Source organism: Streptomyces sp. NPDC006691 (genome assembly GCF_042869955.1).
GTDB lineage: Bacteria > Actinomycetota > Actinomycetes > Streptomycetales > Streptomycetaceae > Streptomyces.
This window is the reverse complement of record NZ_JBIAGW010000001.1, coordinates 501,092-524,679: the sequence shown is the minus strand read 5'-3', so window position 1 is coordinate 524,679 and position 23,588 is coordinate 501,092. Positions and strand designations below refer to the sequence as shown.

The window sequence follows — 23,588 nt, the reverse complement described above, 5'->3', positions numbered from 1 at the left end:
GGGGACAGTCGTGATCGTCCGGCGGTCCATACTCGGAAGATGACCGCGTATGACGCCGCAGCACCCGCGTACGACGCCGTATCCCCGGGGTACGACGCCGTAGTGCTCGCCGGAGGCGCCGCCAAGCGGCTGGGCGGCGCCGACAAACCGGGGCTCAGCGTGGGCGGCCGGGCCCTGCTCGACCGGGTGCTCACCGCCTGCGCCGGTGCCGCGACGACCGTGGTGGTCGGCGTACCGCGGCCCACCGCACGGCCCGTGGTGTGGGCCCGGGAGGAGCCGGCCGGCGGCGGACCACTGGCCGCCCTGGACGCGGGCGTGCGCCGCACCTCGGCCACCAGCGTGCTCGCGCTCTCGGCCGACCTGCCGTTCCTGGCCGCGCCGACCGTCGACGCCCTCCTGGGCGAACTGCGCCGTACCGGCCGCGACGGCGTGCTCTGCACCGACGCCGACGGCCGCGAACAGCCGCTCGTCGCCGTCTACCGAGCCGAACCCCTGCGCCGCGAACTCGCGCTGCTCGCCACCGAGCACGGCTCGCTCGCCGGGCTCCCGCTGCGGCTGCTCACCCGCGAACTCGACCTCGCCCGCGTCGAGGCGGACCCGCTCGCCTCGTTCGACTGCGACACCTGGGAGGACCTCGCCGCCGCTCGGGCCCGGATCAGGGACCATGGGGACGTGCTGGACGAATGGATCACCGCAGTCAAGGACGAACTCGGCATCGAGCTGGACGTCGACACCCGCGTTCTGCTCGACCTGGCCAGGGACGCCGCCCACGGCGTCGCCCGGCCCGCCGCCCCCCTCACCACCTTCCTGGTCGGCTACGCGGCCGCACAGGCGGGCGGCTCGGGCAAGGACGTGGAGGACGCGGCGCGCAAAGCCGCCGCGCTCGCCCTGCGCTGGGCGGCCGAGGCCGAGGCAGACGGCCCGAGGAACGACGCCGGATGACCGCCCGGAGCGCGGGGGCGGACGACGGATCCGACGAAGCCCTCGCCCTGCTGCGCGAAGCGCCGCCCGAGACCCCGGAACGCGAGACGCCGCCCACCGCCGGGGGTGCCGCCGAGCCCGAGCCGGCGGCCGCCCGCCCGGCTCCCCGCCACCGCGCCGCGGCCTGGACCGACGCCCGCGCGGTGGCCGCCCGGGCCGGCCGCGCCGTGCCGGTCCGCTCCCACCGGGTGCCGCTGGAGTCGGCTCTGGGCGAGATCCTCACCGAACCGCTCACCGCGCTCACCGACCTGCCGTCGTTCGACACCTCCGCCATGGACGGCTGGGCCGTCGCAGGGCCCGGCCCCTGGAGGGTGCGGGACGGCGGCGTCCTCGCCGGACACGCGGCGGCCGGTGCCCTCGCCGACGGCGAGGCGGTACGCATCGCCACCGGGGCCCGCATTCCCTCCGGTGCCACCGCGGTGATCCGCAGCGAACACGCCCGCAGCGACGAGGCCCGCACTCAGCTCCATGCCGACCGTGTGGTGCTGCACGGCCAGGACATCCGCCCGCGCGGCCAGGAGTGCCGCTCGGGCGACGTACTGCTGCCCGCCACCGCCCTGGTCACCCCGGCCGTGCTCGGACTTGCCGCGGCCGCCGGGTACGACGAGCTGAGTACGGTACCGAGGCCCCGCGCCGAGATCCTGGTCCTCGGCGACGAGTTGCTCACCCGGGGGCTTCCGCACGACGGGCTCATCCGCGACGCGCTCGGCCCGATGCTCGGGTTCTGGCTGCGGGCGCTGGGCGCGGAGGTCATCGGGACCCGGCGTCTGAAGGACGACGCGGGGGCACTGCTGACGGCCGTCACCAGCTCCTCGGCCGACCTGGTGATCACGACGGGCGGCACTGCCTCCGGGCCCCTCGACCACGTCCACCCCGTGCTGCACACAGCGGGGGCCGAGCTCCTGGTCGACGGGGTCGCCGTGCGGCCCGGGCACCCCATGCTGCTGGCCAGGATCGGCGTGGCGAAGCATCTGGTGGGGCTGCCGGGCAACCCGCTCGCCGCCGTCTCCGGGCTGCTCACCCTGGCCGAGCCGTTGCTGCGTGAACTCGCCCAGCGGGCAACGCCGATGACGTACACGGCGCCGCTGCGCAACGAGGTGCAGGGGCATCCTCACGACAGTCGGCTCGTTCCGGTGGTGCACCGCGCGGAGCAGGTGGTGCCGCTGCACTACAACGGCCCGGCGATGCTGCGCGGTGTCGCGGCCGCCGACGGCCTCGCGGTCGTGCCGCCCGGCGGGGCGCGGGCAGGTGAGGAGGTCGAGATCCTCGACCTTCCCTGGGCTCAGTCGGGTCCGGGCGGCGGGTGTTTCACGTGAAACACGGGACCACCTGCGTCAACGACCTCGCCGACAACTCCCGCCGCCCCGAAGGCCGTTTCACGTGAAACACCACGCACGACCGCTCAACTCGCCGATTTCTGAAGGGTGTTTCACGTGAAACTGCCCGGCCATGACGTCATGGCACGCCAGGCGGGCGAGAACCTGATCACCCGGCGCGTGGCGCTGCCCCGCCGGGTCGTCGACCGACCGCTGCGCCAGGTCGCCAAGCGGATCCTGATGGCGCTCGCCGTACTGGCGCTGACGACGTTCATCGTCTGGATCGACCGCGACGGCTATCACGACAACGCCAACGGCAAGGTCGACTTCCTCGACGCCGTCTACTACGCCACTGTCACGCTCTCCACGACGGGCTACGGCGACATCGTCCCCTACAGCGACAGCGCCAGGCTCACCAACATCCTGCTGGTCACGCCGCTGCGCGTGCTGTTCCTGATCATCCTCGTCGGAACCACTCTCGAAGTCCTCACCGAACGGACTCGTGAAGAGTGGCGGCTCAACCGCTGGAAGGCTCAATTGCGACAGCACACCGTCGTCGTCGGCTTCGGGACGAAGGGCCGCTCGGCGATCCAGACCCTGTGCGCGAGAGGCTTGAAGAAGGACCAGGTCGTCATCGTCGACCCGAGCGCCAAGGTGATCGAGACCGCCAACGCGGAAGGCTTCGTCGGCGTCATCGGCGACGCCACCCGCAGTGATGTGCTGCTGCGCGCCGAGGTGCAGAAGGCCGGCCGGGTCATCATCGCCACCCAGCGCGACGACACGGCGGTCCTGGTCACACTGACGGCCCGCCAGCTCAACCGCGGCGCGAAGATCGTCGCCGCGGTCCGCGAGGAGGAGAACGCACCCCTGCTGCGCCAGTCCGGCGCGGACGCCGTCATCACGAGCGCCAGCGCCGCCGGCCGGCTGCTCGGCCTCTCCGTGCTCAGCCCGAGCGCCGGCACCGTGATGGAGGACCTGATCCAGCAGGGCAGCGGGCTGGACATGGTGGAGCGGCCCGTGAGGAAGAGCGAGGTCGGGCGTGGAGTACGGGAGACCGAGGACCTGGTGGTGAGCGTGCTGCGCGGCCACCGGCTGCTGGCGTACGACGACGCCAAGGCGAGCCCGCTCCAGCTGACCGACCGGCTCATCACGATCGTTCGAGCCGGCGGCACGGCGGCGGAGGCCGGGCCGGAGTAGCGTCGGCCGCATGTATGCGATCACGATTCCTGAGCCGGGCGGTCCCGAGGCGCTGATCTGGGCGGAGGTGCCCGATCCCGTACCGGGTGAGGGCGAGGTCCTCGTCGAGGTGGCCGCCGCCGCCGTCAACCGGGCCGACGTGCTCCAGCGCCAGGGCTTCTACAACCCGCCTCCCGGCGCCTCCCCCTACCCGGGCCTGGAGTGCTCCGGGCGGATCGCCGCGCTCGGGCCCGGGGTGTCCGGGTGGAGCGTCGGCGACGAGGTGTGCGCGCTCCTGAGCGGCGGTGGCTACGCCCAGAAGGTGGCCGTCCCGGCCGGGCAGCTGCTGCCCGTGCCCGCCGGCGTGGACCTGGCCTCGGCGGCCGCGCTGCCCGAGGTCGTCTGCACCGTCTGGTCCAACGTGTTCATGGTGTCCCACCTGCGGCCCGGCGAGACGCTGCTGGTGCACGGCGGGGCCAGCGGGATCGGCACCATGGCGATCCAGCTCGGCAAGGCAGTCGGCGCCAAGGTGGCGGTCACCGCGGGCGGCCCCGACAAGCTGGCGCGCTGCGCCGAACTCGGCGCGGACATCCTCATCGACTACCGCGAACAGGACTTCGTGGACGAGGTGTTGAAGGCCACGGACGGCGTCGGCGCCGACGTCATTCTCGACATCATGGGCGCGAAGTACCTGGAGCGGAACGTGCGGGCCCTCGCCGTCAACGGCCGCCTCGCCATCATCGGCCTCCAGGGTGGCGCCAAGGCCGAGCTGAACCTGGGCGCGCTCCTCACCAAGCGGGCCGCGGTCACCGCGACCTCGCTGCGTGGCCGCCCCGCGGCGGAGAAGGCGGCCATCGTGGCGGCCGTGCGGGAGCATGTGTGGCCGCTGATCTCGGGGGGCCGGGTGCGCCCCGTCGTGGACCGGACGCTGCCGCTCGCGGACGCGGCCGAGGGCCACCGGGTGCTGGAAGCCTCCAGCCACGTCGGCAAGGTACTGCTCACGGCCTGACGGCAGCCAGAACGTGGAGAGGGGGCGCCGGGAAGGCGCCCCCTCTCACAGCCGAATCCGGTCGGCCCGCTGCCAGACACGGGCCGACGGATACGGCCTCACGGATACGGCTTACAGATACGGGCCCGAACGTGCGCCCGCGTGCGGGCCGCCCTCGTCGTCGTCCTCGTGCGAGGTGCCGGGCGGCAGCGCACGGCGCATCTGCTCCAGCTGGGCGCGGGCCGCCATCTGCTGGGCGAACAGAGCCGTCTGGATGCCGTGGAAGAGCCCTTCGAGCCAGCCCACCAACTGGGCCTGGGCGATGCGGAGTTCGGCCTCGGAGGGAATCGCCTCCTCCGTGAACGGAAGCGAGAGCCGCTCCAGCTCCTCGACCAGTTCCGGCGCCAGACCGTCTTCTAGTTCCTTCACCGAAGAGGCATGGATGTCCTTGAGGCGAACGCGGCTCGCCTCATCCAGAGGAGCCGCGCGGACTTCCTCAAGAAGCTGTTTGATCATGCTGCCGATCCGCATGACCTTGGCGGGCTGTTCGACCATCTCCGTCACCGGGACCTCGCGGGACTCGTCGTCTCCACCGCCGATGGCCATACCGTCCTGGCCTACGACCAGGATGTGGGGGCTGTCCGGCGACTTATCGTTCCTCGGCATCTCCATGCCGCCCATTCTCTCGCACACGTGCCTCACATCACGTTGTGCCCCCGGGAAGGGGTGATCCACCGTCTGACGGGCGGTGATTCCCGCCCAGGAGACGACGTTTCACGTGAAACGGCGACCACCCGCGCGCGCCCGTTTCACGGCCTGCGGAGCCGCAGCGCCAGGAATCCGAGTCCCAGGCCGGTCAGGGTCAGCCCCGCCCCCAGGGAGAGGACATGGGCGCGCAGGTCGGAGCTGCTGGGAAGGGCTTGCGGCTGGCGGTGATGGTGGCGCGGAGGTGGCAGAGCCCCGTCCGGGGTGGGAGCGGGCGTCGGCGGCGGCTGAGGCGGCGACGGATCCGCGGGTTCGGGGGGCTGGACCTGTGGGGAGGGCGGCAGGTTTCCCGCGTCCTGGGCCGGAGCCACCTCGTCGGGTGCCACCGTCTCGAACGCGTACGGGTCCAGATTCTGCTGCGGCTCCACGCGTCCCGGGCGTCTTCGGCCCTCCCCCGCACGGCTGCCGGCGAGGTGCTGATCCTCGGAGACGGCCTGCGGTGAGGCGTCCGCCCGTGCTGCGGAGGGATCGTCGGTTCGCCGCGACGGATCGGTCCGCAGGGAAGGACCGGTCCGCAAGGAAGGCTCGGTCGGCAACGAGAGGTCGGCCCGCGATGACGGGTGCGCGTGCGCCAGGCCGGAGGGGGCCGCGTTCGATGGCGGACCGGGTGAGGGGATGCCGACGGCGACCGCGTTCGGCAGGGGCGTCAGGAGCAGCGCTCCCGTCAGTGAAACGGCCGCGGACAGCGACCGGATCCCTGGAGCCATGCGAGGGGCCCCCTCCCGTACGGACGTGAAACGCCTGGGTGACCGAATCAGCGTCACACGGGGGGAGTTGCCCGGCATCCCGGGAGCCGTCGGGCCTGCGCCGAACGAGCCGGACCGTCACCCGCGGCCCCACGCGTGAAGGCCCGGCACCAGGGTGCCGGGCCTTCACGGAACGAGCGGTGCGCCTACTGGGCGGGTGCGTTGCCCGACGAGATCTGGAGCGTGAACTGCGCTTCCTTCTTGTCCACGTCCACCCCGGCCGCCGGGAACTGGGTGACGACCACGTCCTGTCCCCACTGGCCGCTGTCGATCGTCTCGGTGTTGACCTTCCAGCCCGCGGCCTGGATGCAGGACTTCACCGAGAGGATGTCCTTGTACGTGAAGTCGGGCGCCTGCACCTTGCCCGGGTCCACCGTGGAGATCTGCGGCGAGGTGCACTTGTTGGTGTCCATCGTGCGGTCGCGCTCCGGGCCCTTGTGGCCGGCGACCGCGGAACCGCTGGCCTTGGCGCTGCCGCCGCCGCTGTCGCCGCTGTCCTTGTTGTTCAGCGTCAGCACGGTGATCAGGCCGCCGATCGCGAGCAGGGCCACCGCGATCGCGCCCACGATCACCGGGGTGTTCCGCTTCGAACCACCCGAGCCGGACGCGGGCGCCTGCGCCGTGGACATCGGGTACGGCGGCGGCGTCTGGGCCATCGGGGCGTGCTGCTGCGGATAGCCGTACGAGGGCTGGTGCTGCGGGGTCGGCGCCGGGGTGGGCGGACCGTAGGGGCCCGGCTGGTACGGCGTCTGCACACCGCCCTGGAGGCCGGGCGCGGCCTGCGAGTCGAGCGGCGGGAAGACCGTCGCGCCGAGTCCCGCGCCGCTGACCGGCGGGGCGCCGCCGGTGATGACCGGGGCCGCGCCCATCTGGCCCGCGGACGCGATCCGGTGGATCTCGTCGTACATGGCCTGGGCGCTCGGGAAGCGCTCGTTCGGGTTCTTCTTCAGGGCACGGGCGACCAGCGCGTCCATCGCCGGGGTGATCGACCGGTTGACGGAGGAGGGAGCGACCGGCTCCTCCTGGACGTGTGCGTACGCGATCGCGAGCGGCGAGTCGGCGTCGAAGGGGATCCGCCCGGTCAGCAGCTGGAAGAGCATGATGCCGACCGAGTACAGGTCCGAGCGGGCGTCCACGCCGCGGCCCAGCGCCTGCTCGGGCGACAGGTACTGGGGGGTGCCGACGACCATGCCGGTCTGCGTCATCGACGTGACGCCGGACTGCATCGCGCGGGCGATGCCGAAGTCCATCACCTTGACGACGCCGCGCTTGGTCATCATCACGTTGCCCGGCTTGATGTCCCGGTGGACCAGGCCCATCTCGTGGCTGGCCTCCAGGGCGGCCAGCACGTCGGCGGTCACCTTGAGGGCCTTGTCGGCGGGCATCGCTCCGTACTGCTGGATGTCGCGGTGCAGCGTCGAGCCGAGCGGCTCGCCCTCCACGTACTCCATGACGATGTACGGCATGAGGGCACCACCGAGCTCGTCCTCGCCGGTGTCGAAGACGGAGACGATGTTGGTGTGCTGGAGCTTGGCGACGGCCTGCGCCTCGCGGCGGAACCGCTCGCGGAACGACTGTTCCCGGCCGAGTTCGGTGTGCAGGGTCTTGATGGCGACCTGGCGGTCGAGGGCGGAGTCGTACGCGAGGTACACCGAGGCCATGCCGCCCTCGCCCAGGAGATCGCGCAGCTGGTAGCGCCCGCCCGCGATGGAACCGCCCGCATACCGGCCGTGTGCGCCGTCCTGGCTCATGACTGTGCTTCCCCCTTGGCCCGGCGGCCAGTGCTGATCCTCGATTTTTCAGGCCAAGTCTGCCCGAGGGGTCGGACACGTCAAGCCGCGTGCCCGTTCCGTGACCGTACGCGCTGGAAGCGTCTCGCAAGCGTTACAGGACCAGCATGGAAAACGTACGGGATTTGCATGGGTACACACGGAACCGATTGGATGGCCGGTCCATCCCGGACCGGCGCCCCGCGCGAACGCTGTAGCGTGCACTACTGCACAACCAGGTGATGAGCACGACGGAAGACCGTAAAGAAGACCGCTGACGCGGCCAGATACGACGGCGAGGACTGATGGCACCCGAACCCGACGGAAACGGCGCCGGGATGGCCGATGCGCAGGACCACGAGTCGTGGGTCGGCGGACTCGTCGGCGACGGCCGCTACCGCCTCACGCACCGCCTCGGGCGCGGTGGCATGGCGGAGGTGTTCGCCGCCGAGGACGTGCGCCTCGGCCGTACCGTCGCCGTGAAGCTGCTGCGCGCCGATCTGGCCGAGGACCCGGTGTCCAAGGCGCGCTTCACGCGTGAGGCACAGTCGGTGGCCGGACTCAACCACCACGCGGTGGTGGCCGTGTACGACTCCGGTGAGGACTTCGTGGGCGGCCAGACCGTCCCGTACATCGTGATGGAGCTGGTCGAGGGCCGCACCATCCGCGACCTCCTCGTTGACGCGGACGCCCCGCCGCCGGAGCAGGCGCTGATCATCGTCTCCGGCGTCCTGGAGGCGCTCGCCTACTCGCACCAGCACGGCATCGTGCACCGTGACATCAAGCCCGCCAACGTGATCATCACGGACACGGGCGCGGTCAAGGTGATGGACTTCGGCATCGCGCGGGCGCTGCACGGCGCCCAGTCGACGATGACCCAGACCGGCATGGTCATGGGCACCCCGCAGTACCTCTCGCCGGAACAGGCGCTCGGCAAGGCCGTCGACCACCGCTCCGACCTGTACGCCACGGGCTGTCTGCTGTACGAACTCCTCGCGCTGCGGCCCCCGTTCATCGGTGAGACGCCGCTGAGCGTGGTCTACCAGCACGTCCAGGACATGCCGGTGCCGCCGTCGCAGGTGGCGCACGTGGCGCCGCCGGAGCTCGACGGCCTCGTCATGCGTTCGCTCGCCAAGGACCCGGACGACCGTTTCCAGTCCGCCGAGGAGATGCGCGGCCTGGTCCAGTACGGCTTGCAGATGCTCCAGCAGCAGGGCGGCCACACCGGCACCTGGAACACCGGCCCGGTCGAGCTGATGCACGAGGGCGGCCACACACCCGCGATGGGCAGCCCTGGCGCCACGGCGGCCATGGGCCACCCGATGCACGGGGAGACCTCGCAGTTCGGCGGCCCGATCCTGCCGCCGATGAACCCGAACGACGGCGGTTACGACGGTTACGACCACGGCGGCCACAAGCAGGGCGGCGGCGGCCGGGGCGGCAAGATGGTGCTGTTCGTGGTCCTCGCGATCGTCGCGATCGCCGTGGGTGTGGCGTTCGCGGTGAAGGCCACGCAGGACACGGGCGGAAGCTCCGGGGGTGGCGCGGGGACGTCCTCGAACTCCCCGAAGACGTCACCGTCGGTCTCCGCGTCCGACACCCCGTCGACGCCGGACACCCCGGGCACCACCCAGGGCCAGACCTACGGCAGCAGCTCGAACGGCAACGGCGAGTCGCCCTCGCGGCACCGCTCGCGCTCCGCATCCCCGTCGCCGAGCAAGTCGCAGTCCTCGCATTCGCCGGGCACGGACCAGGGTTCGTCCGCGGGCACTGATGGCAGCACCTCTACCGGTACTTCCGCGGGTACCGACGGCAGCACCTCTACCGGTACTTCCGCGGGTACCGAAGGCAGCACCTCTACCGGCACGTCCGCGGGTACCGAAGGCAGCACCACGAAGGGCACGTCCGCGGGTACCGAAGGCAGCACCACGAAGGGCACGTCCGCGGGTACCGAAGGCACCACCACGAAGGGCACCACCGCGGGCGCCGACGGGAGCACCACGAAGGGCAACTCCTGACCGGAGCCCGACCCCTCACCCCGCGAAGGCCTCGCACACCGCCTCGTACTCGCGGGTCCACCAGACCGCAAGGGCCGACGCCGCAGGAAACTGCGGGTCGGCCCTTCGGTCGTGCAGCTGGTAGCGCCAGCGCAGGATCCAGAAGTCGTTGAGCCGCTCCCACCACACCCGGTGCACGGCGGCCGCCAGTTCCTCGGCGTCGGCTCCGGCGGCCCGGCGGTAGGCGCGGGCGTAGGCGCGTACCTTCGCCAGTTCCAGCTCGCCCGAGGGGCGGACGAAGAAGATCACCGCGGCCCGGACCGCCTCCTCGGCGCGCGGCTGGACGCCGAGGCGGTCCCAGTCGACGATCGCGGCGGGCTCGGCCGAGCGGCCCTCGCCCCGGTACAGCAGGTTCAGCGGATGGAAGTCGCCGTGCACCCAGGCGCCGGTCGCGGGGGCCGCCGGGCGGCGGTGGGCGTGCAGGCCGAGCAGTAAGCGGCGCTCCAGGAGGCGGTGCTCGGCGAGCTCGTCGAAGGCGTCCCGGGGCTGGTGTCTGCGGGCCCGTGCCACCAGGTCGTCGATGAGTGCGAGGGTGTCGGCCGGGTCGGCGCTGCGGTGTTCCGCCTGCGGCACGTCGGGCTCCATGACCTGCGCCAGGCAGGTGTGCACGAGCCCGAGCAGCGCGCCGAGCCTGCGGGACTCCACGGCGCACAGCTGGGCCCCGTCGCGGTGGCGGCCGTGCACCCACGGGTGCAGGGCGTAGCAGTGGCCGCCGATCACCGCGACGGTGTCGCCGGCCGCGTCCGGGACGGGCGGGGCCACGGGCACGCCCAGGGCCTGGAGGCGTTCGGTGGCGCGGTGCTGGCGGGCGATGGCCTCGTGGTCGCCGTCCAGGTGGTGCTTGAGGAAGTAGTCGCCGCGGGTGGTGGCGAGCCGGTAGCCGCGGTTCAGCAGGCCTTGGGCGACCCGTTCGCAGGAGAGCGGCTCACCGGGGGTCTCGTAGCGGCGCAGGAGCTCGCTCACGGGGGGAGTTGCAGATGAGCGCGGCACTCGTCAGATGTTAGATCACGCAGCGTGTTTGAGTCGGCGCTCCGTGGAGTAGTCCAGCGAATGGACGGTCACGAACTGGGGTTCGATCCGCATGTACACGGCGTCGAAGGGCTCCCCGTCCACCTCGCGCGGGTCGCTGCCGAACAGCTTGAGCTGCGCCGCGGTCGGCTCGAAGGGCTCCGCGGTCCCGGTGAACTGCACCGACCACACGTGCTGCTCGCCCGTGCTCAGGTTGTCGGCGCCGTACGCGACCACGCTGCCCAGGCAGGCGTGGTGGTAGCCGAGCCCCGCGTGCAGCCGCAGCATCACGCAGCCGTCGACCACGATGTGGCGGGCCGGGGCCACGAACGGCAGGGCTCGCATGCTGGTCGCCACGCGGCCGTACGGAACACGGCCGAGCAGCTCGATGGCGCGGGCTTCCTCGGAGGACATGCCCCCACCTTCGCGCCCGGCACCCGTCCGCTGAAAGAGCCCGGCGCCCCACGCGTGCGGGCCGTAGGTCCCTAATGCGCGCGGCCCGGGCTCTTTCGGGAGGCGGTCAGTGGTTCTTCTCGGCCTGGATCCGGGCCACGTACGCGGCCGCCTGGGAGCGGCGTTCCATGCCGAGCTTGGAGAGCAGCGAGGAGACGTAGTTCTTGATCGTCTTCTCCGCGAGGTGCAGGCGCTCACCGATCACGCGGTTGGTCAGGCCCTCGCCGATCAGGTCGAGGATCTTGCGTTCCTGCTCGGTGAGGTTGGCCAGGCGGTCGTCGCCCTTGCTCTTGCCGCCGTCGCGCAGCCGCTCCAGGACCCGTGCGGTGGCCACCGGGTCGAGCAGCGACTTGCCGGCCGCCACGTCACGGACCGCGGTCAGGAGTTCGCTGCCGCGGATCGCCTTGAGGACGTATCCGGAGGCACCGGCCATGATCGCGTCGAAGAGGGCCTCGTCGTCCGCGAACGAGGTGAGCATCAGGCACTTGATGTCCTCGTTCTGCGAACGGATCTCCCGGCAGACCTCGACCCCGCTGCCATCCGGCAGCCGGACGTCGAGCACGGCGACATCGGGACGGGTGGCGGGGATCCTGACCAGGGCGTCCGCCGCGGTGCCGGCCTCGCCGACCACTTCGATGTCGTCCTCCACGGAGAGCATTTCGTGGACGCCGCGACGGACCACCTCGTGGTCGTCCAGCAGGAATACGGTGATTTTGCCTGTTTCGCGCACGGAATCAGTCTCACACATTCATCCGAAGGACGCCGGAAGGTGCCATAAGAGACCCCTTCCCGAACCCGCGCGGCCGGGATAACGTGCCGTTGTTCCGGCGGCCTGCAAGGCTGTGACCAGCGGCTGTTCCCCACTTTCTCGATTTACTTGGAAATCCAAGCAAAATCGCAGGTCAAGTGGGGTTTCGCAGTAATGCGCAGCACTGGGTAACGTGCTTTTGTCAGGGCGCTCGCCGGGGCACCTGTCACGCCTGATCCCGGCCGAGCGCGCACACCCCCGTGCACTTGAGACGGACAGGCGAGCCTCCCCCAAGCTCTGGTCGAGCCGGGGGGACCCCCAGGCTCACCGGCGAACCCGGGAGCCGGACAGACGGAGGAGCACGCACGTGACCGTGGAGAGCACTGCCGCGCGCAAACCGCGCCGCAGCAGCAAGCGCACCGCCGGGGCCGGCGCAAGGAAGACGGCCGCCGAGCCCGAGCTCGTACAGCTGCTGACGCCCGAGGGCGAGCGGGTCGAGCACCCTGACTACGACGTCGACCTGAGCCCGGAGGAACTGCGCGGCCTCTACCGCGACATGGTCCTCACGCGCCGCTTCGACGCCGAGGCCACCGCCCTGCAACGGCAGGGCGAACTGGGCCTGTGGGCCTCGCTGCTCGGTCAGGAGGCCGCGCAGATCGGCTCCGGACGTGCGCTGCGGGACGACGACTACGTCTTCCCGACCTACCGCGAGCACGGCGTCGCCTGGTGCCGCGGCGTCGACCCGACGAACCTGCTCGGCATGTTCCGTGGCGTCAACCACGGCGGCTGGGACCCCAACACCAACAATTTCCACCTGTACACGATCGTCATCGGCTCCCAGACGCTGCACGCGACCGGGTACGCGATGGGCATCGCGAAGGACGGCGCGGACAGCGCGGTCGTCGCCTACTTCGGTGACGGCGCCTCCAGCCAGGGCGACGTGGCGGAGGCCTTCACCTTCTCCGCCGTCTACAACGCCCCCGTCGTGTTCTTCTGTCAGAACAACCAGTGGGCCATCTCCGAGCCCACCGAGAAGCAGATGCGCGTGCCGCTCTACCAGCGCGCGCAGGGCTTCGGCTTCCCCGGTGTGCGGGTCGACGGCAACGACGTGCTGGCCTGCCTGGCCGTGACGCGGTCCGCCCTGGAGCGGGCCCGCCGGGGCGAAGGGCCCACCCTGGTCGAGGCGTTCACCTACCGGATGGGCGCGCACACCACCTCCGACGACCCGACGAAGTACCGGGCCGACGAGGAGCGCGAGGCCTGGGAGGCCAAGGACCCGATCCTGCGCCTGCGCAGCTATCTGGAGAAGGCGGGCCACGCGGACGCCGCCTTCTTCGAGGAGCTGGAGAGCGAGTCGGAGACCCTGGGCAAGCGGGTGCGCGAGGCCGTGCGTGCCATGCCCGACCCCGAGCCGATGGCGATCTTCGAGAACATCTACGCCGACGGCCACGCGCTGGTCGACGAGGAGCGCGCCCAGTTCGCCGCCTACCAGGCGTCGTTCTCGGACGGGGAGGGCAACTAGCCATGGCCGTACAGAAGTTGCCGATCGCCAAGGCGATCAACGAGTCGCTGCGCAAGGCGATGGAGACCGACCCCAAGGTCCTGATCATGGGCGAGGACGTCGGCAAGCTCGGCGGTGTCTTCCGGGTCACCGACGGCCTGTTCAAGGACTTCGGCGAGGACCGGGTCATCGACACCCCGCTCGCCGAGTCCGGGATCGTCGGCACCGCGATCGGCCTGGCACTGCGCGGCTACCGGCCCGTCGTGGAGATCCAGTTCGACGGATTCGTCTTCCCCGCCTACGACCAGATCGTCACCCAGCTCGCGAAGATGCACGCCCGCGCGCTCGGCAAGATCAAGCTGCCGGTCGTCGTGCGCATCCCGTACGGCGGCGGCATCGGCGCGGTCGAGCACCACAGCGAGTCGCCCGAGGCGCTGTTCGCGCACGTGGCCGGCCTGAAGGTGGTCAGCCCGTCCAACGCGTCGGACGCGTACTGGATGATGCAGCAGGCCATCGAGTCCGACGACCCCATCATCTTCTTCGAGCCCAAGCGCCGCTACTGGGACAAGGGCGAGGTGGACACCGACGCCATCCCCGGCCCGCTGCACAAGGCCCGTACCGTGCGCGACGGTTCGGACCTGACGCTCGTGGCGTACGGGCCGATGGTGAAGGTGTGCCTGGAAGCCGCGGCCGCGGCGCAGGAGGAGGGCAAGTCGATCGAGGTCGTGGACCTGCGCTCGATGTCGCCCATCGACTTCGACGCCGTCCAGGCCTCGGTCGAGCGCACCCGGCGCCTGGTCGTCGTGCACGAGGCGCCGGTCTTCTACGGCGCCGGCGCGGAGATCGCCGCCCGGATCACCGAGCGCTGCTTCTACCACCTGGAGGCCCCGGTGCTCAGGGTCGGCGGCTATCACGCCCCGTACCCGCCGGCCCGCCTGGAGGAGGAGTACCTGCCGGGCCTGGACCGGGTGCTCGACGCCGTCGACCGCTCGCTGGCGTACTGAGGGAATGGTCGTGACGACAATGACTGAGAACGCAGCCCGCTACCGCGAGTTCAAGATGCCGGACGTCGGCGAGGGGCTCACCGAGGCGGAGATCCTCAAGTGGTACGTCCAGCCCGGCGACACCGTCACCGACGGCCAGGTGGTGTGTGAGGTCGAGACCGCCAAGGCGGCCGTCGAACTGCCCATCCCCTACGACGGCGTGGTGCACAAGCTGAACTTCGACGAGGGCGTGACGGTGGACGTGGGTACGTCCATCATCACCATCGACGTGGCCCCCGGAAGCGGGGACGCCCCGCTCGCCGAGGCCGCGCAGGCAACGGCACCGGCTGCCGTCACCGCGCCCGCCGAGTCCGCCGCGCCCGCCGAGTCCGCCGAGGACGAGGCGCCCAAGGGCCGCCAGCCCGTCCTCGTCGGTTACGGCGTCTCCGAGGCCTCGACCAAGCGCCGCCCGCGCAAGGGCGGTGCCCAGGTCCCCGAGCAGGCCCCGGCCGAGGCGCTGCGGGCCGTGCAGACCGAGCTGAACGGGCAGGTGCCCGCACCGGCCCGGCCGCTCGCCAAGCCCCCGGTCCGCAAGCTCGCCAAGGACCTCGGCATCGACCTCGCCACCGTGGTGCCGACCGGCCCCGACGGCATCGTCACCCGTGAGGACGTTCACGCGGCGGTGGCTCCGGTCGTCGAGGACGTCCCCGTTTCACGTGAAACAACTCCCGCTCCGGCAGCTCCCGTTCAGGGTGACGGCCGCGAGACGCGCATTCCCGTCAAGGGCGTACGCAAGGCGACCGCGCAGGCCATGATCGGCTCGGCGTTCACGGCGCCGCACGTCACGGAGTTCGTGACGGTCGATGTGACCCGGACGATGAAGCTGGTCGAAGAGCTCAAGTCCGACAAGGAGATGGCGGGCCTTCGGGTCAATCCGCTGCTCCTGATCGCCAAGGCGCTGCTCGTCGCGATCAAGCGCAACCCGGACGTCAACGCCTCGTGGGACGAGGCGAACCAGGAGATCGTGCTCAAGCACTATGTGAACCTGGGCATCGCGGCGGCGACCCCGCGCGGTCTGATCGTCCCGAACATCAAGGACGCCCACGACAAGACCCTGCCCCAACTCGCGCAGGCGCTGGGTGAGTTGGTGTCGACGGCGCGCGAGGGCAAGACGTCGCCGGCGGCGATGTCGGGCGGCACGGTGACCATCACCAACGTCGGCGTGTTCGGCGTGGACACCGGCACCCCGATCCTGAACCCGGGCGAGTCCGCGATCCTCGCGATCGGCGCGATCAAGCTCCAGCCCTGGGTCCACAAGGGCAAGGTCAAGCCGCGCCAGGTCACCACGCTCGCGCTCTCCTTCGACCACCGTCTGGTCGACGGTGAGCTCGGCTCGAAGGTCCTCGCCGATGTGGCGGCGATCCTGGAACAGCCGAAGCGGCTCATCACCTGGGCCTGAGGCCGGGCCCGACCCGGGCCTGATCGGTCGCTGCTCCGGCCCCCGGCGCGTCTCCGCACGCCGGGGGCCGAGGCGTGCCCGGGGCCCCGCTCCCGGCCGGGCGGAGGAGCGGTCGGCGCACGGTCCCGGTGGACAGGGCGTCGGCCCGGGCCGAGAGTGAAGGCAGGGGGCAGGCCGGGCCCGAGGGAGCAGCACATGCGGAGGTACGCCGGTGTCCCGATCGGCGCGGCACTCGCCGGGGTCGCCCTGGCCGGAGCCCTGCTCGACCCGGCTGTCGTACGCCCGGCCGTGGCCTCCCCGGAGTCCCTGGCCCCGGCGGCTTCCCCGGCCCCGGTGCCGCCTGTGACCTCCCCATCCCCCCTGGCCTCCCCAACCCCGATGACCTCCCCATCCCCCCTGGCCTCCGCGCCGCCCCCGGGCCCGGCGGCCGTGCCTCCCGCGCCCTCCGCGAAGGCCTGCACCGCCTCCCTCGAAGTCTCCATCGGTGCCGGTGTCACCGCGCTGCTGACCCTCGGCCCGGCGGGGCCGGCGGTCACCTTCAGCGATGGGCCCGGCAATCCCGTCCCGGGCCTGGGGCGGCTCGACCGCAAGCATCCCGCTCTGCCCGCGTCGGCCGGCATCCGCGCCGAGATCCGCACGCCGTACGGGCCCGCGCCTCGGCTCCGGACCAAGGTCGAGGGCGGCCCGCAGGCCCCGTACCAGGTGCAGGACTTCCCCCGGCTCCCGAAGGATTGCGGGAGGCCCGCCGCCGGGCACTGACCACGACCGCCGACCCCGTTCCTCCGCTGCCGTTCCGCGATCCGGACGGCTCTTTCTGATGCACCCCTGTTGTATCTATCCTGTGCGCATGCCTCCCGCCCCGGCCCCCGCCACCAAGCAGCCGCCCGCCGCCGACCGCGTCTACATGCACGTCAAGCAAGCTGTGCTCGACCGCCACTACGAGGGCGGCACCCTGCTCACCGAGGGCGAGCTCGCCGAGGCGGTCGGGGTGTCGCGCACGCCGGTGCGCGAGGCGCTGCTCAAGCTCGAAGTGGAAGGGCTCATCAAGCTCTATCCGAAGAAGGGCGCGCTGGTGCTCGCCGTCTCCGCGCAGGAGACCGCCGATGTCGTCGAAACCCGGCTGCTGGTCGAGGAGTTCGCGGTACGCAGGGCGGTCCCCGCGCCGGAGCGGCTGATCGGGCGCCTCCAGGAGCTGCTCGCCGAGCAGAAGGCGCACGCGGCCGCCGGGGACCTGGCCGCCGTCGCCGTCAGCGACCGCTGCTTCCACGCCGAGATCGTGCGCAACGCCGGGAACGAGATCCTGGCCCGGCTCTACGACCAGATGCGGGACCGCCAGCTGCGCATGGGCGTCGCCGTCATGCACGCCCAGCCGGACCGCATCGCCAAGAACATCGCCGAACACGAGGAGATGCTGGAGGCGATCAGGGCCGGCGACGGCGAGCGAGCCGCGCACTGTGTGCGCCAGCACCTCAGCTGGGTCAAGGTTCTGGTCAGGGGGGACGACCGATGAGTTCTGCCGCACTGCCCGCACCACGGCCGCTGGGCGGGCGCCGGGCCGCGTTCGTGTGGAGCATAGGCGTCGGCGTCTACTTCGTCGCCGTCATCTTCCGCACCTCGCTCGGAGTCGCCGGCCTGGACGCCGCCGAGCGCTTCCACGTCAACGCCTCGGCCCTGTCCACCTTCTCCATACTCCAGCTGCTCGTGTACGCGGGGATGCAGATACCCGTCGGCCTCATGGTCGACCGGCTCGGCACCAAGAAGGTCCTGGTCCTCGGGACCGTCCTGTTCACCGTCGGACAGCTCGGCTTCGCCCTGTCACCCTCGTACGCCACCGCGCTCGGCTCCCGGGCGCTGCTCGGCTGCGGTGACGCGATGACGTTCATCAGCGTGCTGCGGCTCGGTTCGCGCTGGTTCCCCGCCAAGCACGGCCCGATGATCGGGCAGGTCGCCGCGCTGTTCGGGATGGCCGGCAACCTGGTGTCGACCATCGTCATCGCCCGCTCGCTGCACGGCATCGGCTGGACCCAGACCTTCGCGGGCAGCTCGCTCGCCGGAGTGGTGGTCCTGGTCCTGGTGCTGCTCTTCCTGCGCGACCACCCCGAGGGCCACGAGCCGCCGCCCGCGCACCACGCGGGGGCCGCGTTCGTCCGCCGGCAGATCGCCGAGTCGTGGCGCGAGCCCGGCACCCGGCTCGGGATGTGGGTGCACTTCACGACGCAGTTCCCGGCCATGGTGTTCCTGCTGCTGTGGGGGATGCCGTTCCTCGTCGAGGCGCAGGGCCTGAGCCGGGGCACGGCCGGGGAGCTGCTGACCCTGGTGGTGCTCTCCAACATGGTCGTGGGTCTGGTGTATGGCCAGGTCATCGCCCGCCACCATGCGGCCCGGCTTCCGCTGGCGCTCGGCACCGTAGGAGCCACCGCGCTCATATGGGCCGCCACCGTCGCCTATCCCGGTGCGCACGCGCCGATGTGGCTGCTCATCACACTCTGCCTGGTGCTCGGGGCCTGCGGTCCCGCCTCGATGATCGGCTTCGACTTCTCCCGCCCGGCCAACCCGCCGGAGCGCCAGGGCACCGCGTCCGGCATCACCAACATGGGCGGCTTCATCGCCTCCATGACGACGCTGCTCGCGGTGGGCGTGCTGCTCGACGCGACCGGGGACAACTACCGGATCGCGTTCTCGTCGGTGTTCTTCCTGGAGGCCCTCGGTCTCGTCCAGATCCTGCGGCTGCGGGCGCGCGCCCAGCGGCGCGAGCGGGACCACCTGGTGGCCAGCAGGGTGGAAGCCGTGCACGTGCCCGTATAGCGCGGGCCGCCCCGGCCCGTCGGCGCTACGGAGTGACCGCGAACTCCCGCAGGATCGCGTCGGCCAGTGCCTGGTCGCCCTCCGCCTTGACGCGGTCGGCGACCGCGTGCGGGCGGACCCGGCCGCACGCGAGCCGCACGAAGGTCTCCCAGTCCATGACGAGGGTGACCAGCGGGCCCAGCGAGGGCGCGCCGTCCACCGTGCCGCGGCCGTCCGCGTCGACCCGTACCGTCCGCAGGAACTCCACCGGCCCGTGGATGTCGAAGACGACCGCGGAGCTCGGCGGCGCGCCCGCGTCCTTCGCCACGACGCGGGGCAGCGTGTGCAGCAGGACGTCGCGCGCCACGTACGCGCCCGGAGAGTCCAGGTTGCCCGGCCTGTTGAGGGCCCAGCGCAGGTCCTGCTCGTGCACCCACACGTCGAACGCCCGCATCCGCAGCGCGAGTTCCAGGGTCTGCTCGGTGCCGAGGGGGGCGCGGACCTTGGTGTCGGGGTCGCGGTTCTCGTTGCGCAGCTGACGCGCCCTACGGATGATCGTGTACTCCAGCTCGGACGTCATCTCCGGCGCCGTATGGTGCCGGCGCACATCGACCTGCATCTCCATATAGCGAGCGAGATCGGTCTGCACATGGAAGATGTCCCGCGGCAGGGTGTGGATCGGCCTCGGGTCGCCCAGTTGCTCGCACTCCATGCCGATGATGTGCGACACGATGTCCCGTACCGACCAGTTGGGACAGGGTGTCGCCCGGTTCCACTCACCCTCGACGAGCGGCATCACCAGCTCGGATATCGCCTCGATGGAGTGGGTCCAGGCATCGGCGTAGGTCTGAAGGCTGGGATGGACGGTCACGGGACCCCTCGGCGGTTCTTTTGTACGCGGGCTGGACTGCGGGACTGCGTGGGAGGCTTGGTCGCTAAGTTACGCTGCCGGGCAGCACCCCGGCAGTGCTTTCGTGTGACGATCGTAGGCTGTTTCCCATAGTGCTGACGGCTCGAAGGACAGGACGGTGGTACTGTGCGCGCCTCGCTCATTCAGATCGACGTCAACCCGGATGAGCCCATCAATTCCCGCCGCCGACGCGTGGGTTCGCTGGTTCGCGAGCAACGCGGCAGCGATCTGGTCGTGCTCCCCGAGCTGTGGACGGTGGGGGCGTTCGCGTACGAACTCTTCGCGGACGGGGCCGAGACGCTGGCCGGAGCGGGCGGCGGCACGGGTGACGGGGCGCCGGCCGGGACCACCGTGCGGGAGATGTCCGAGGCGGCCCGGGAGGCCGGGGTCTGGCTGCACGCGGGGTCCGTGCCGGAGCGGGGCGCGGACGGGGTGCTCTACAACACCTCCCTCGTCTTCTCGCCCGACGGCGAACTCGCGCACAGCTACCGGAAGATCCACCGGTTCGGCTTCGACAAGGGCGAGGCGGTGCTGATGGGTGCGGGTTCACAGCTCGTGACCGTGCCGCTGCCCGGCCTCACGCTCGGCCTGGCCACCTGCTACGACCTGCGCTTCCCGGAGCTGTTCCGGGGCCTGGTCGACGCGGGCGCGCAGGCCTTCGTGATCCCGGCCGGCTGGCCCGAGCGGCGCCGCGCGCACTGGACGCTGCTCGCGCGGGCGCGGGCGGTCGAGAACCAGGCGTACGTGCTGGCCTGCGGTACGGGGGGTACGCACGCGGGGGTCGAGCAGGCGGGGCACAGTATCGCCGTCGACCCCTGGGGCGAGGTGCTCGCCGAGGCGGGGCCGGGGGAGGAGATCCTGACGGTGGATCTCGACCCCGCCCGGGTGGCCGAGACCCGGGAGGTCTTCCCGGCCCTCAAGGACAGGGTCCTGGGCCTGGAGCGACCTCAGCGGTAGCTCCCGGCGGCGTACGGGTCCCTGGTGCGGTCCCGGACGCGGTCGCGGACGCGGGGCCTCCCGGGTGCGGGGCACTGGCGCGCCGGTGGTGGCCGTTCGCGCAGTTCCCCGCGCCCCTGACCCCGTTCTCGTCCGCCTGCCGTGCGTGGCTGATCGCGCAGTTCCCCGCGCCCCCAAAACCCGTTTCCGGCTGCGGGCCGTGTGTGGCCGTTCGCGCAGTTCCCCGCGCCCCCGACCCCGGTCTCGTCCGCCCGCCGTGCGTGGCCGTTCGCGCAGTTCCCCGCGCCCCCAAAACCCGGTACCGGCTGCGGGCCGTGCGTGGCTGGTCGCGCAGTTCCCCGCGCCCCTGTAGGTGACCGGAGCCTCCTGGTCGCGCCCCGGTCGCGGCGGAGCCCCAGGATCCTTCAGCCCCCGGAGGGTTTAGGGAAGGGGCGGGGTGGGGGCTTCCCCGGGGTCTGGGGCGGAGCCCCAGGGGTCAGTCGTCGTCGCGTTCCTTCTCGTCCATGCGGATCACGCAGATCACCACCGCGAGCAGCAACGCCACATCCGCGTCCTCCCGCACCACGTTCACCGCGTACGTCTCGCGGACCCGGAACCACTTGCGCGAGACGTGGGCCAGCAGTTCGCCGTCGTACTCGACGGTGAACTCGCGGTCCAGGATCCGGCCCGTGACGTCGAGCTCCGTACCCTCCACCAGCCGGACCCGGTAGTGGTTGCGCAGCAGCGAGAGGCGTTTGCGGCGGACCGTCGCGAGCGCCTGGTCGTCCCGCTCGATGGTCATCGCGTCCCGCAGGCTGAACATCTTCTCCCGCAGCGTGATCAGGACCCGCCCGGCGGGATCCTTCAGCTCCAGGGTGTCGCGCAGCCGCAGCGCCTTGCCGTCGGCGAGGAACGCCTGGCGGCCGTCCTCGGTCTCGATCCAGTAGTCGTCGCCGATGGCGAAGATCTTGTCCCGCACGAGGTATTTCATGGCTACCCTCTGCCCGCCCCGGGGCCCCGCCGAACGGCGACACAGGGTGTTCATACGGGGATGGCAAGCTTGAAGCATGAACGACGCAGCCCCGGCGCCCACCCCCGCGCCCGCCCCCCGCCGTGCCCGAGTCCGTGCCCCCGAGCTGATCGGCAAGGGCGGCTGGCTGAACACCGGAGGGAAGGAGCTGAGCCTCGCCGAGCTGCGCGGGCGGATCGTGATCCTCGACTTCTGGACGTTCTGCTGCATCAACTGCCTCCACGTCCTCGACGAGCTGCGCGAGCTGGAGGAGAAGCACCGGGACACCGTCGTGATCGTCGGCGTGCACTCGCCGAAGTTCGTGCACGAGGCCGAGCACCAGGCCGTGGTCGACGCCGTGGAGCGGTACGGGGTGGAGCACCCGGTGCTCGACGATCCTGAGCTCGCCACCTGGAAGCAGTACGCGGTGCGCGCCTGGCCCACGCTCGTGGTGATCGACCCCGGGGGATACGTCGTCGCCCAGCACGCCGGTGAAGGGCATGCTCACGCCATTGAGCGGCTCGTCGAGGAGCTGGAGGCCGAGCACGGCGCCCAGGGCACGCTGCGGCGCGGCGACGGCCCCTACGTGCCGCCGGAGCCCGTCGCCACCGACCTGCGCTTCCCCGGCAAGGCGATCGCGCTGCCGAGCGGGAACCTCCTGGTGTCCGACACCACCCGCCACCAGCTGGTCGAGCTCGGCCCGGACGGCGAGGGCGTGGTGCGCCGGATCGGCGGGGACGGGCAGTTCAAGGAGCCGCAGGGTCTCGCGCTGCTCCCGGACGGCAAGGTCGTCGTCGCCGACACTGTGCACCACGCGCTGCGCACCTTCGACCCGGTCAGCGGGGAGATCGAGCTGCTGGCGGGCACCGGCAGGCAGTGGTGGCAGGGGCAGCCCACCTCCGGGCCCGCCCTCGACGTCGACCTCTCCTCGCCGTGGGACGTGGCCTGGTGGCGGGGCAAGGTGTGGATCGCCATGGCCGGGGTGCACCAGCTGTGGACGTACGACCCGGAGACGAGGACCGTCGAGGTCGCGGCCGGCACCACCAACGAGGGGCTCGTCGACGGGCCGGGCGACGAGGCCTGGTTCGCGCAGCCGTCCGGGCTCGCGGCCACCGAGGACCGCCTCTGGGTCGCCGACTCGGAGACCTCGGCGCTGCGCTACGTCGACGTCGAGGGCGCGGTGCACACGGCCGTCGGCACCGGTCTCTTCGACTTCGGGCACCGCGACGGGGACGCCGCCCAGGCGCTGCTCCAGCACCCCCTCGGCGTGACCGTGCTGCCGGACGGCTCGGTCGCCGTGTCCGACACGTACAACCACGCGCTGCGCCGCTACGACCCGGCGACGGGTCAAGTCACCACGCTGGCAACGGACTTGAGGGAGCCGAGCGACGCGGTCCTGGCCGGGGACGAGATCGTCGTCGTCGAATCGGCGCGGCACCGGCTGACCCGGCTGAGGTTGCCGGAGGAGGCGGTACGGGTCGAGTCGGTGGCGCACCGGACCCAGCGTGCGGCGACCGAAGTCGCTCCGGGCAGGCTCCAGTTGGACGTGGTGTTCCAGGCGCCGGCCGGCCAGAAGCTGGACACCCGCTACGGGCCCTCCACCCGGCTGCTCGTCTCCTCGACCCCGCCCGAGCTGTTGCTCACGGGCGAGGGCACGGGCACCGACCTCGCGCGCGAGCTCGCCCTGAACCCCGAGGTCACCGAGGGCGTCCTGCACGTGTCGGCGATGGCCGCCTCCTGCGACGACGACCCCGCGAACGAGTACCCGGCCTGCCACATGCACCAGCAGGACTGGGGCGTGCCCGTACGGCTCGTCGCGGGCGGCGCGAGCCGGCTGCCGCTGGTGCTGGCCGGAATGGACCCGGCCGAGGCCTCCTAGCAACCGCGGGCCCGAGCCGCGGGCCCGAGCGGGCCGGAGTCGCGGGCCGGAGCCCCGAGCCCGAGCGGGCCGGAGCCCCGAGCCAGAACTCCCCGGCTCGGCCCGCCCGCCGCGCCCCGC

Annotated in this window: 21 protein-coding genes; 13 read left to right on the top strand and 8 right to left on the bottom strand. The window is 71.7% G+C overall.

Annotated features, from left to right (window positions below; all coding sequences use genetic code 11):
- The first annotated feature begins 39 nt into the window (after positions 1-39).
- From ACFYNP_RS02310 to ACFYNP_RS02295, 4 genes are all read left to right on the top strand, one after another.
- On the top strand, positions 40-942 hold the full coding sequence (locus tag ACFYNP_RS02310) for a DUF6457 domain-containing protein (RefSeq protein ID WP_388781808.1): 903 nt from the start codon (positions 40-42) through the stop codon (positions 940-942).
- On the top strand, positions 939-2,297 hold the full coding sequence (locus ACFYNP_RS02305; protein ID WP_388781805.1) for a molybdopterin molybdotransferase MoeA: 1,359 nt from the start codon (positions 939-941) through the stop codon (positions 2,295-2,297). The genes ACFYNP_RS02310 and ACFYNP_RS02305 overlap by 4 nt, the downstream gene beginning before the upstream one ends.
- A 141-nt stretch (positions 2,298-2,438) precedes the next feature.
- A complete protein-coding gene (locus tag ACFYNP_RS02300) occupies positions 2,439-3,494 on the top strand; it encodes a potassium channel family protein (RefSeq protein WP_388414276.1) in 1,056 nt (351 codons plus the stop codon).
- A gap of 10 nt (positions 3,495-3,504) precedes the next feature.
- Entirely contained in the window at positions 3,505-4,482 is a 978-nt protein-coding gene (locus ACFYNP_RS02295; protein WP_388413727.1) for an NAD(P)H-quinone oxidoreductase, read from the top strand.
- Between the two features lie 111 nt (positions 4,483-4,593).
- Here ACFYNP_RS02295 and ACFYNP_RS02290 read toward each other — a convergent pair whose 3' ends face one another.
- The 3 genes from ACFYNP_RS02290 to ACFYNP_RS02280 form a co-directional block, all read right to left on the bottom strand.
- Positions 4,594-5,133, bottom strand: coding sequence for a bacterial proteasome activator family protein (locus tag ACFYNP_RS02290; RefSeq protein WP_388413724.1), 540 nt, complete (start codon positions 5,131-5,133; stop codon positions 4,594-4,596).
- A 137-nt stretch (positions 5,134-5,270) separates the two neighbouring features.
- Positions 5,271-5,933: a hypothetical protein gene (locus tag ACFYNP_RS02285; RefSeq protein ID WP_388781802.1), complete on the bottom strand. Its 663-nt coding sequence runs from the start codon at positions 5,931-5,933 to the stop codon at positions 5,271-5,273.
- Between the two features lie 185 nt (positions 5,934-6,118).
- Positions 6,119-7,723 (bottom strand): protein kinase, encoded by a 1,605-nt coding sequence (locus ACFYNP_RS02280; RefSeq protein WP_388781800.1) that lies wholly within the window; start codon positions 7,721-7,723, stop codon positions 6,119-6,121.
- Between the two features lie 323 nt (positions 7,724-8,046).
- Between ACFYNP_RS02280 and ACFYNP_RS02275 the strand changes: the two genes are divergently transcribed.
- Positions 8,047-9,759, top strand: a complete 1,713-nt coding sequence (locus ACFYNP_RS02275) for a protein kinase (protein ID WP_388781797.1) — start codon at positions 8,047-8,049, stop codon at positions 9,757-9,759.
- A 15-nt stretch (positions 9,760-9,774) separates the two neighbouring features.
- Here the strand turns inward: ACFYNP_RS02275 and ACFYNP_RS02270 are convergent, their stop codons facing one another.
- The 3 genes from ACFYNP_RS02270 to ACFYNP_RS02260 all read right to left on the bottom strand — a co-directional run bounded on the left by ACFYNP_RS02270 (position 9,775) and on the right by ACFYNP_RS02260 (position 11,989).
- The gene (locus ACFYNP_RS02270) at positions 9,775-10,788 is read right to left on the bottom strand and encodes a phosphotransferase (RefSeq protein ID WP_388413712.1); all 1,014 of its coding nucleotides are present in this window, start codon (positions 10,786-10,788) and stop codon (positions 9,775-9,777) included.
- A gap of 15 nt (positions 10,789-10,803) precedes the next feature.
- Complete coding sequence (locus ACFYNP_RS02265) at positions 10,804-11,220, bottom strand: pyridoxamine 5'-phosphate oxidase family protein (RefSeq protein WP_100575502.1); 417 nt, start codon at positions 11,218-11,220, stop codon at positions 10,804-10,806.
- Between the two features lie 106 nt (positions 11,221-11,326).
- Complete coding sequence (locus tag ACFYNP_RS02260; protein WP_100575501.1) at positions 11,327-11,989, bottom strand: response regulator transcription factor; 663 nt, start codon at positions 11,987-11,989, stop codon at positions 11,327-11,329.
- A 385-nt stretch (positions 11,990-12,374) separates the two neighbouring features.
- Here ACFYNP_RS02260 and pdhA point away from each other — a divergent pair, with 385 nt between their 5' ends.
- The 6 genes from pdhA (at position 12,375) to ACFYNP_RS02230 (ending at position 18,755) form a co-directional block, all read left to right on the top strand.
- On the top strand, positions 12,375-13,529 hold the full coding sequence (gene pdhA / locus ACFYNP_RS02255; protein ID WP_388413706.1) for a pyruvate dehydrogenase (acetyl-transferring) E1 component subunit alpha: 1,155 nt from the start codon (positions 12,375-12,377) through the stop codon (positions 13,527-13,529).
- Positions 13,530-13,531: 2 nt separating this feature from the next.
- Positions 13,532-14,512 carry an alpha-ketoacid dehydrogenase subunit beta gene (locus tag ACFYNP_RS02250; protein WP_388413704.1) on the top strand — a complete coding sequence of 327 codons (981 nt, stop codon included), beginning with the start codon at positions 13,532-13,534 and terminating at the stop codon, positions 14,510-14,512.
- A 10-nt stretch (positions 14,513-14,522) separates the two neighbouring features.
- On the top strand, positions 14,523-15,950 hold the full coding sequence (locus ACFYNP_RS02245) for a dihydrolipoamide acetyltransferase family protein (RefSeq protein WP_388781792.1): 1,428 nt from the start codon (positions 14,523-14,525) through the stop codon (positions 15,948-15,950).
- 195 nt (positions 15,951-16,145) lie between these two features.
- Entirely contained in the window at positions 16,146-16,709 is a 564-nt protein-coding gene (locus ACFYNP_RS02240) for a hypothetical protein (RefSeq protein WP_388781789.1), read from the top strand.
- Between the two features lie 88 nt (positions 16,710-16,797).
- Positions 16,798-17,460 (top strand): GntR family transcriptional regulator, encoded by a 663-nt coding sequence (locus ACFYNP_RS02235; protein ID WP_388781787.1) that lies wholly within the window; start codon positions 16,798-16,800, stop codon positions 17,458-17,460.
- A complete protein-coding gene (locus tag ACFYNP_RS02230; RefSeq protein WP_388781785.1) occupies positions 17,457-18,755 on the top strand; it encodes a nitrate/nitrite transporter in 1,299 nt (432 codons plus the stop codon). The genes ACFYNP_RS02235 and ACFYNP_RS02230 overlap by 4 nt, the downstream gene beginning before the upstream one ends.
- A gap of 25 nt (positions 18,756-18,780) precedes the next feature.
- Here the strand turns inward: ACFYNP_RS02230 and ACFYNP_RS02225 are convergent, their stop codons facing one another.
- Positions 18,781-19,605 carry a maleylpyruvate isomerase family mycothiol-dependent enzyme gene (locus ACFYNP_RS02225; RefSeq protein ID WP_388413691.1) on the bottom strand — a complete coding sequence of 275 codons (825 nt, stop codon included), beginning with the start codon at positions 19,603-19,605 and terminating at the stop codon, positions 18,781-18,783.
- Between the two features lie 165 nt (positions 19,606-19,770).
- Here ACFYNP_RS02225 and ACFYNP_RS02220 point away from each other — a divergent pair, with 165 nt between their 5' ends.
- Entirely contained in the window at positions 19,771-20,601 is an 831-nt protein-coding gene (locus tag ACFYNP_RS02220; protein WP_388413689.1) for a carbon-nitrogen family hydrolase, read from the top strand.
- A gap of 475 nt (positions 20,602-21,076) precedes the next feature.
- Here the strand turns inward: ACFYNP_RS02220 and ACFYNP_RS02215 are convergent, their stop codons facing one another.
- Positions 21,077-21,571, bottom strand: a complete 495-nt coding sequence (locus ACFYNP_RS02215) for an LURP-one-related/scramblase family protein (RefSeq protein WP_388413687.1) — start codon at positions 21,569-21,571, stop codon at positions 21,077-21,079.
- A gap of 76 nt (positions 21,572-21,647) precedes the next feature.
- Between ACFYNP_RS02215 and ACFYNP_RS02210 the strand changes: the two genes are divergently transcribed.
- A complete protein-coding gene (locus ACFYNP_RS02210; protein WP_388781782.1) occupies positions 21,648-23,468 on the top strand; it encodes an NHL domain-containing thioredoxin family protein in 1,821 nt (606 codons plus the stop codon).
- Positions 23,469-23,588 lie beyond the last annotated feature (120 nt).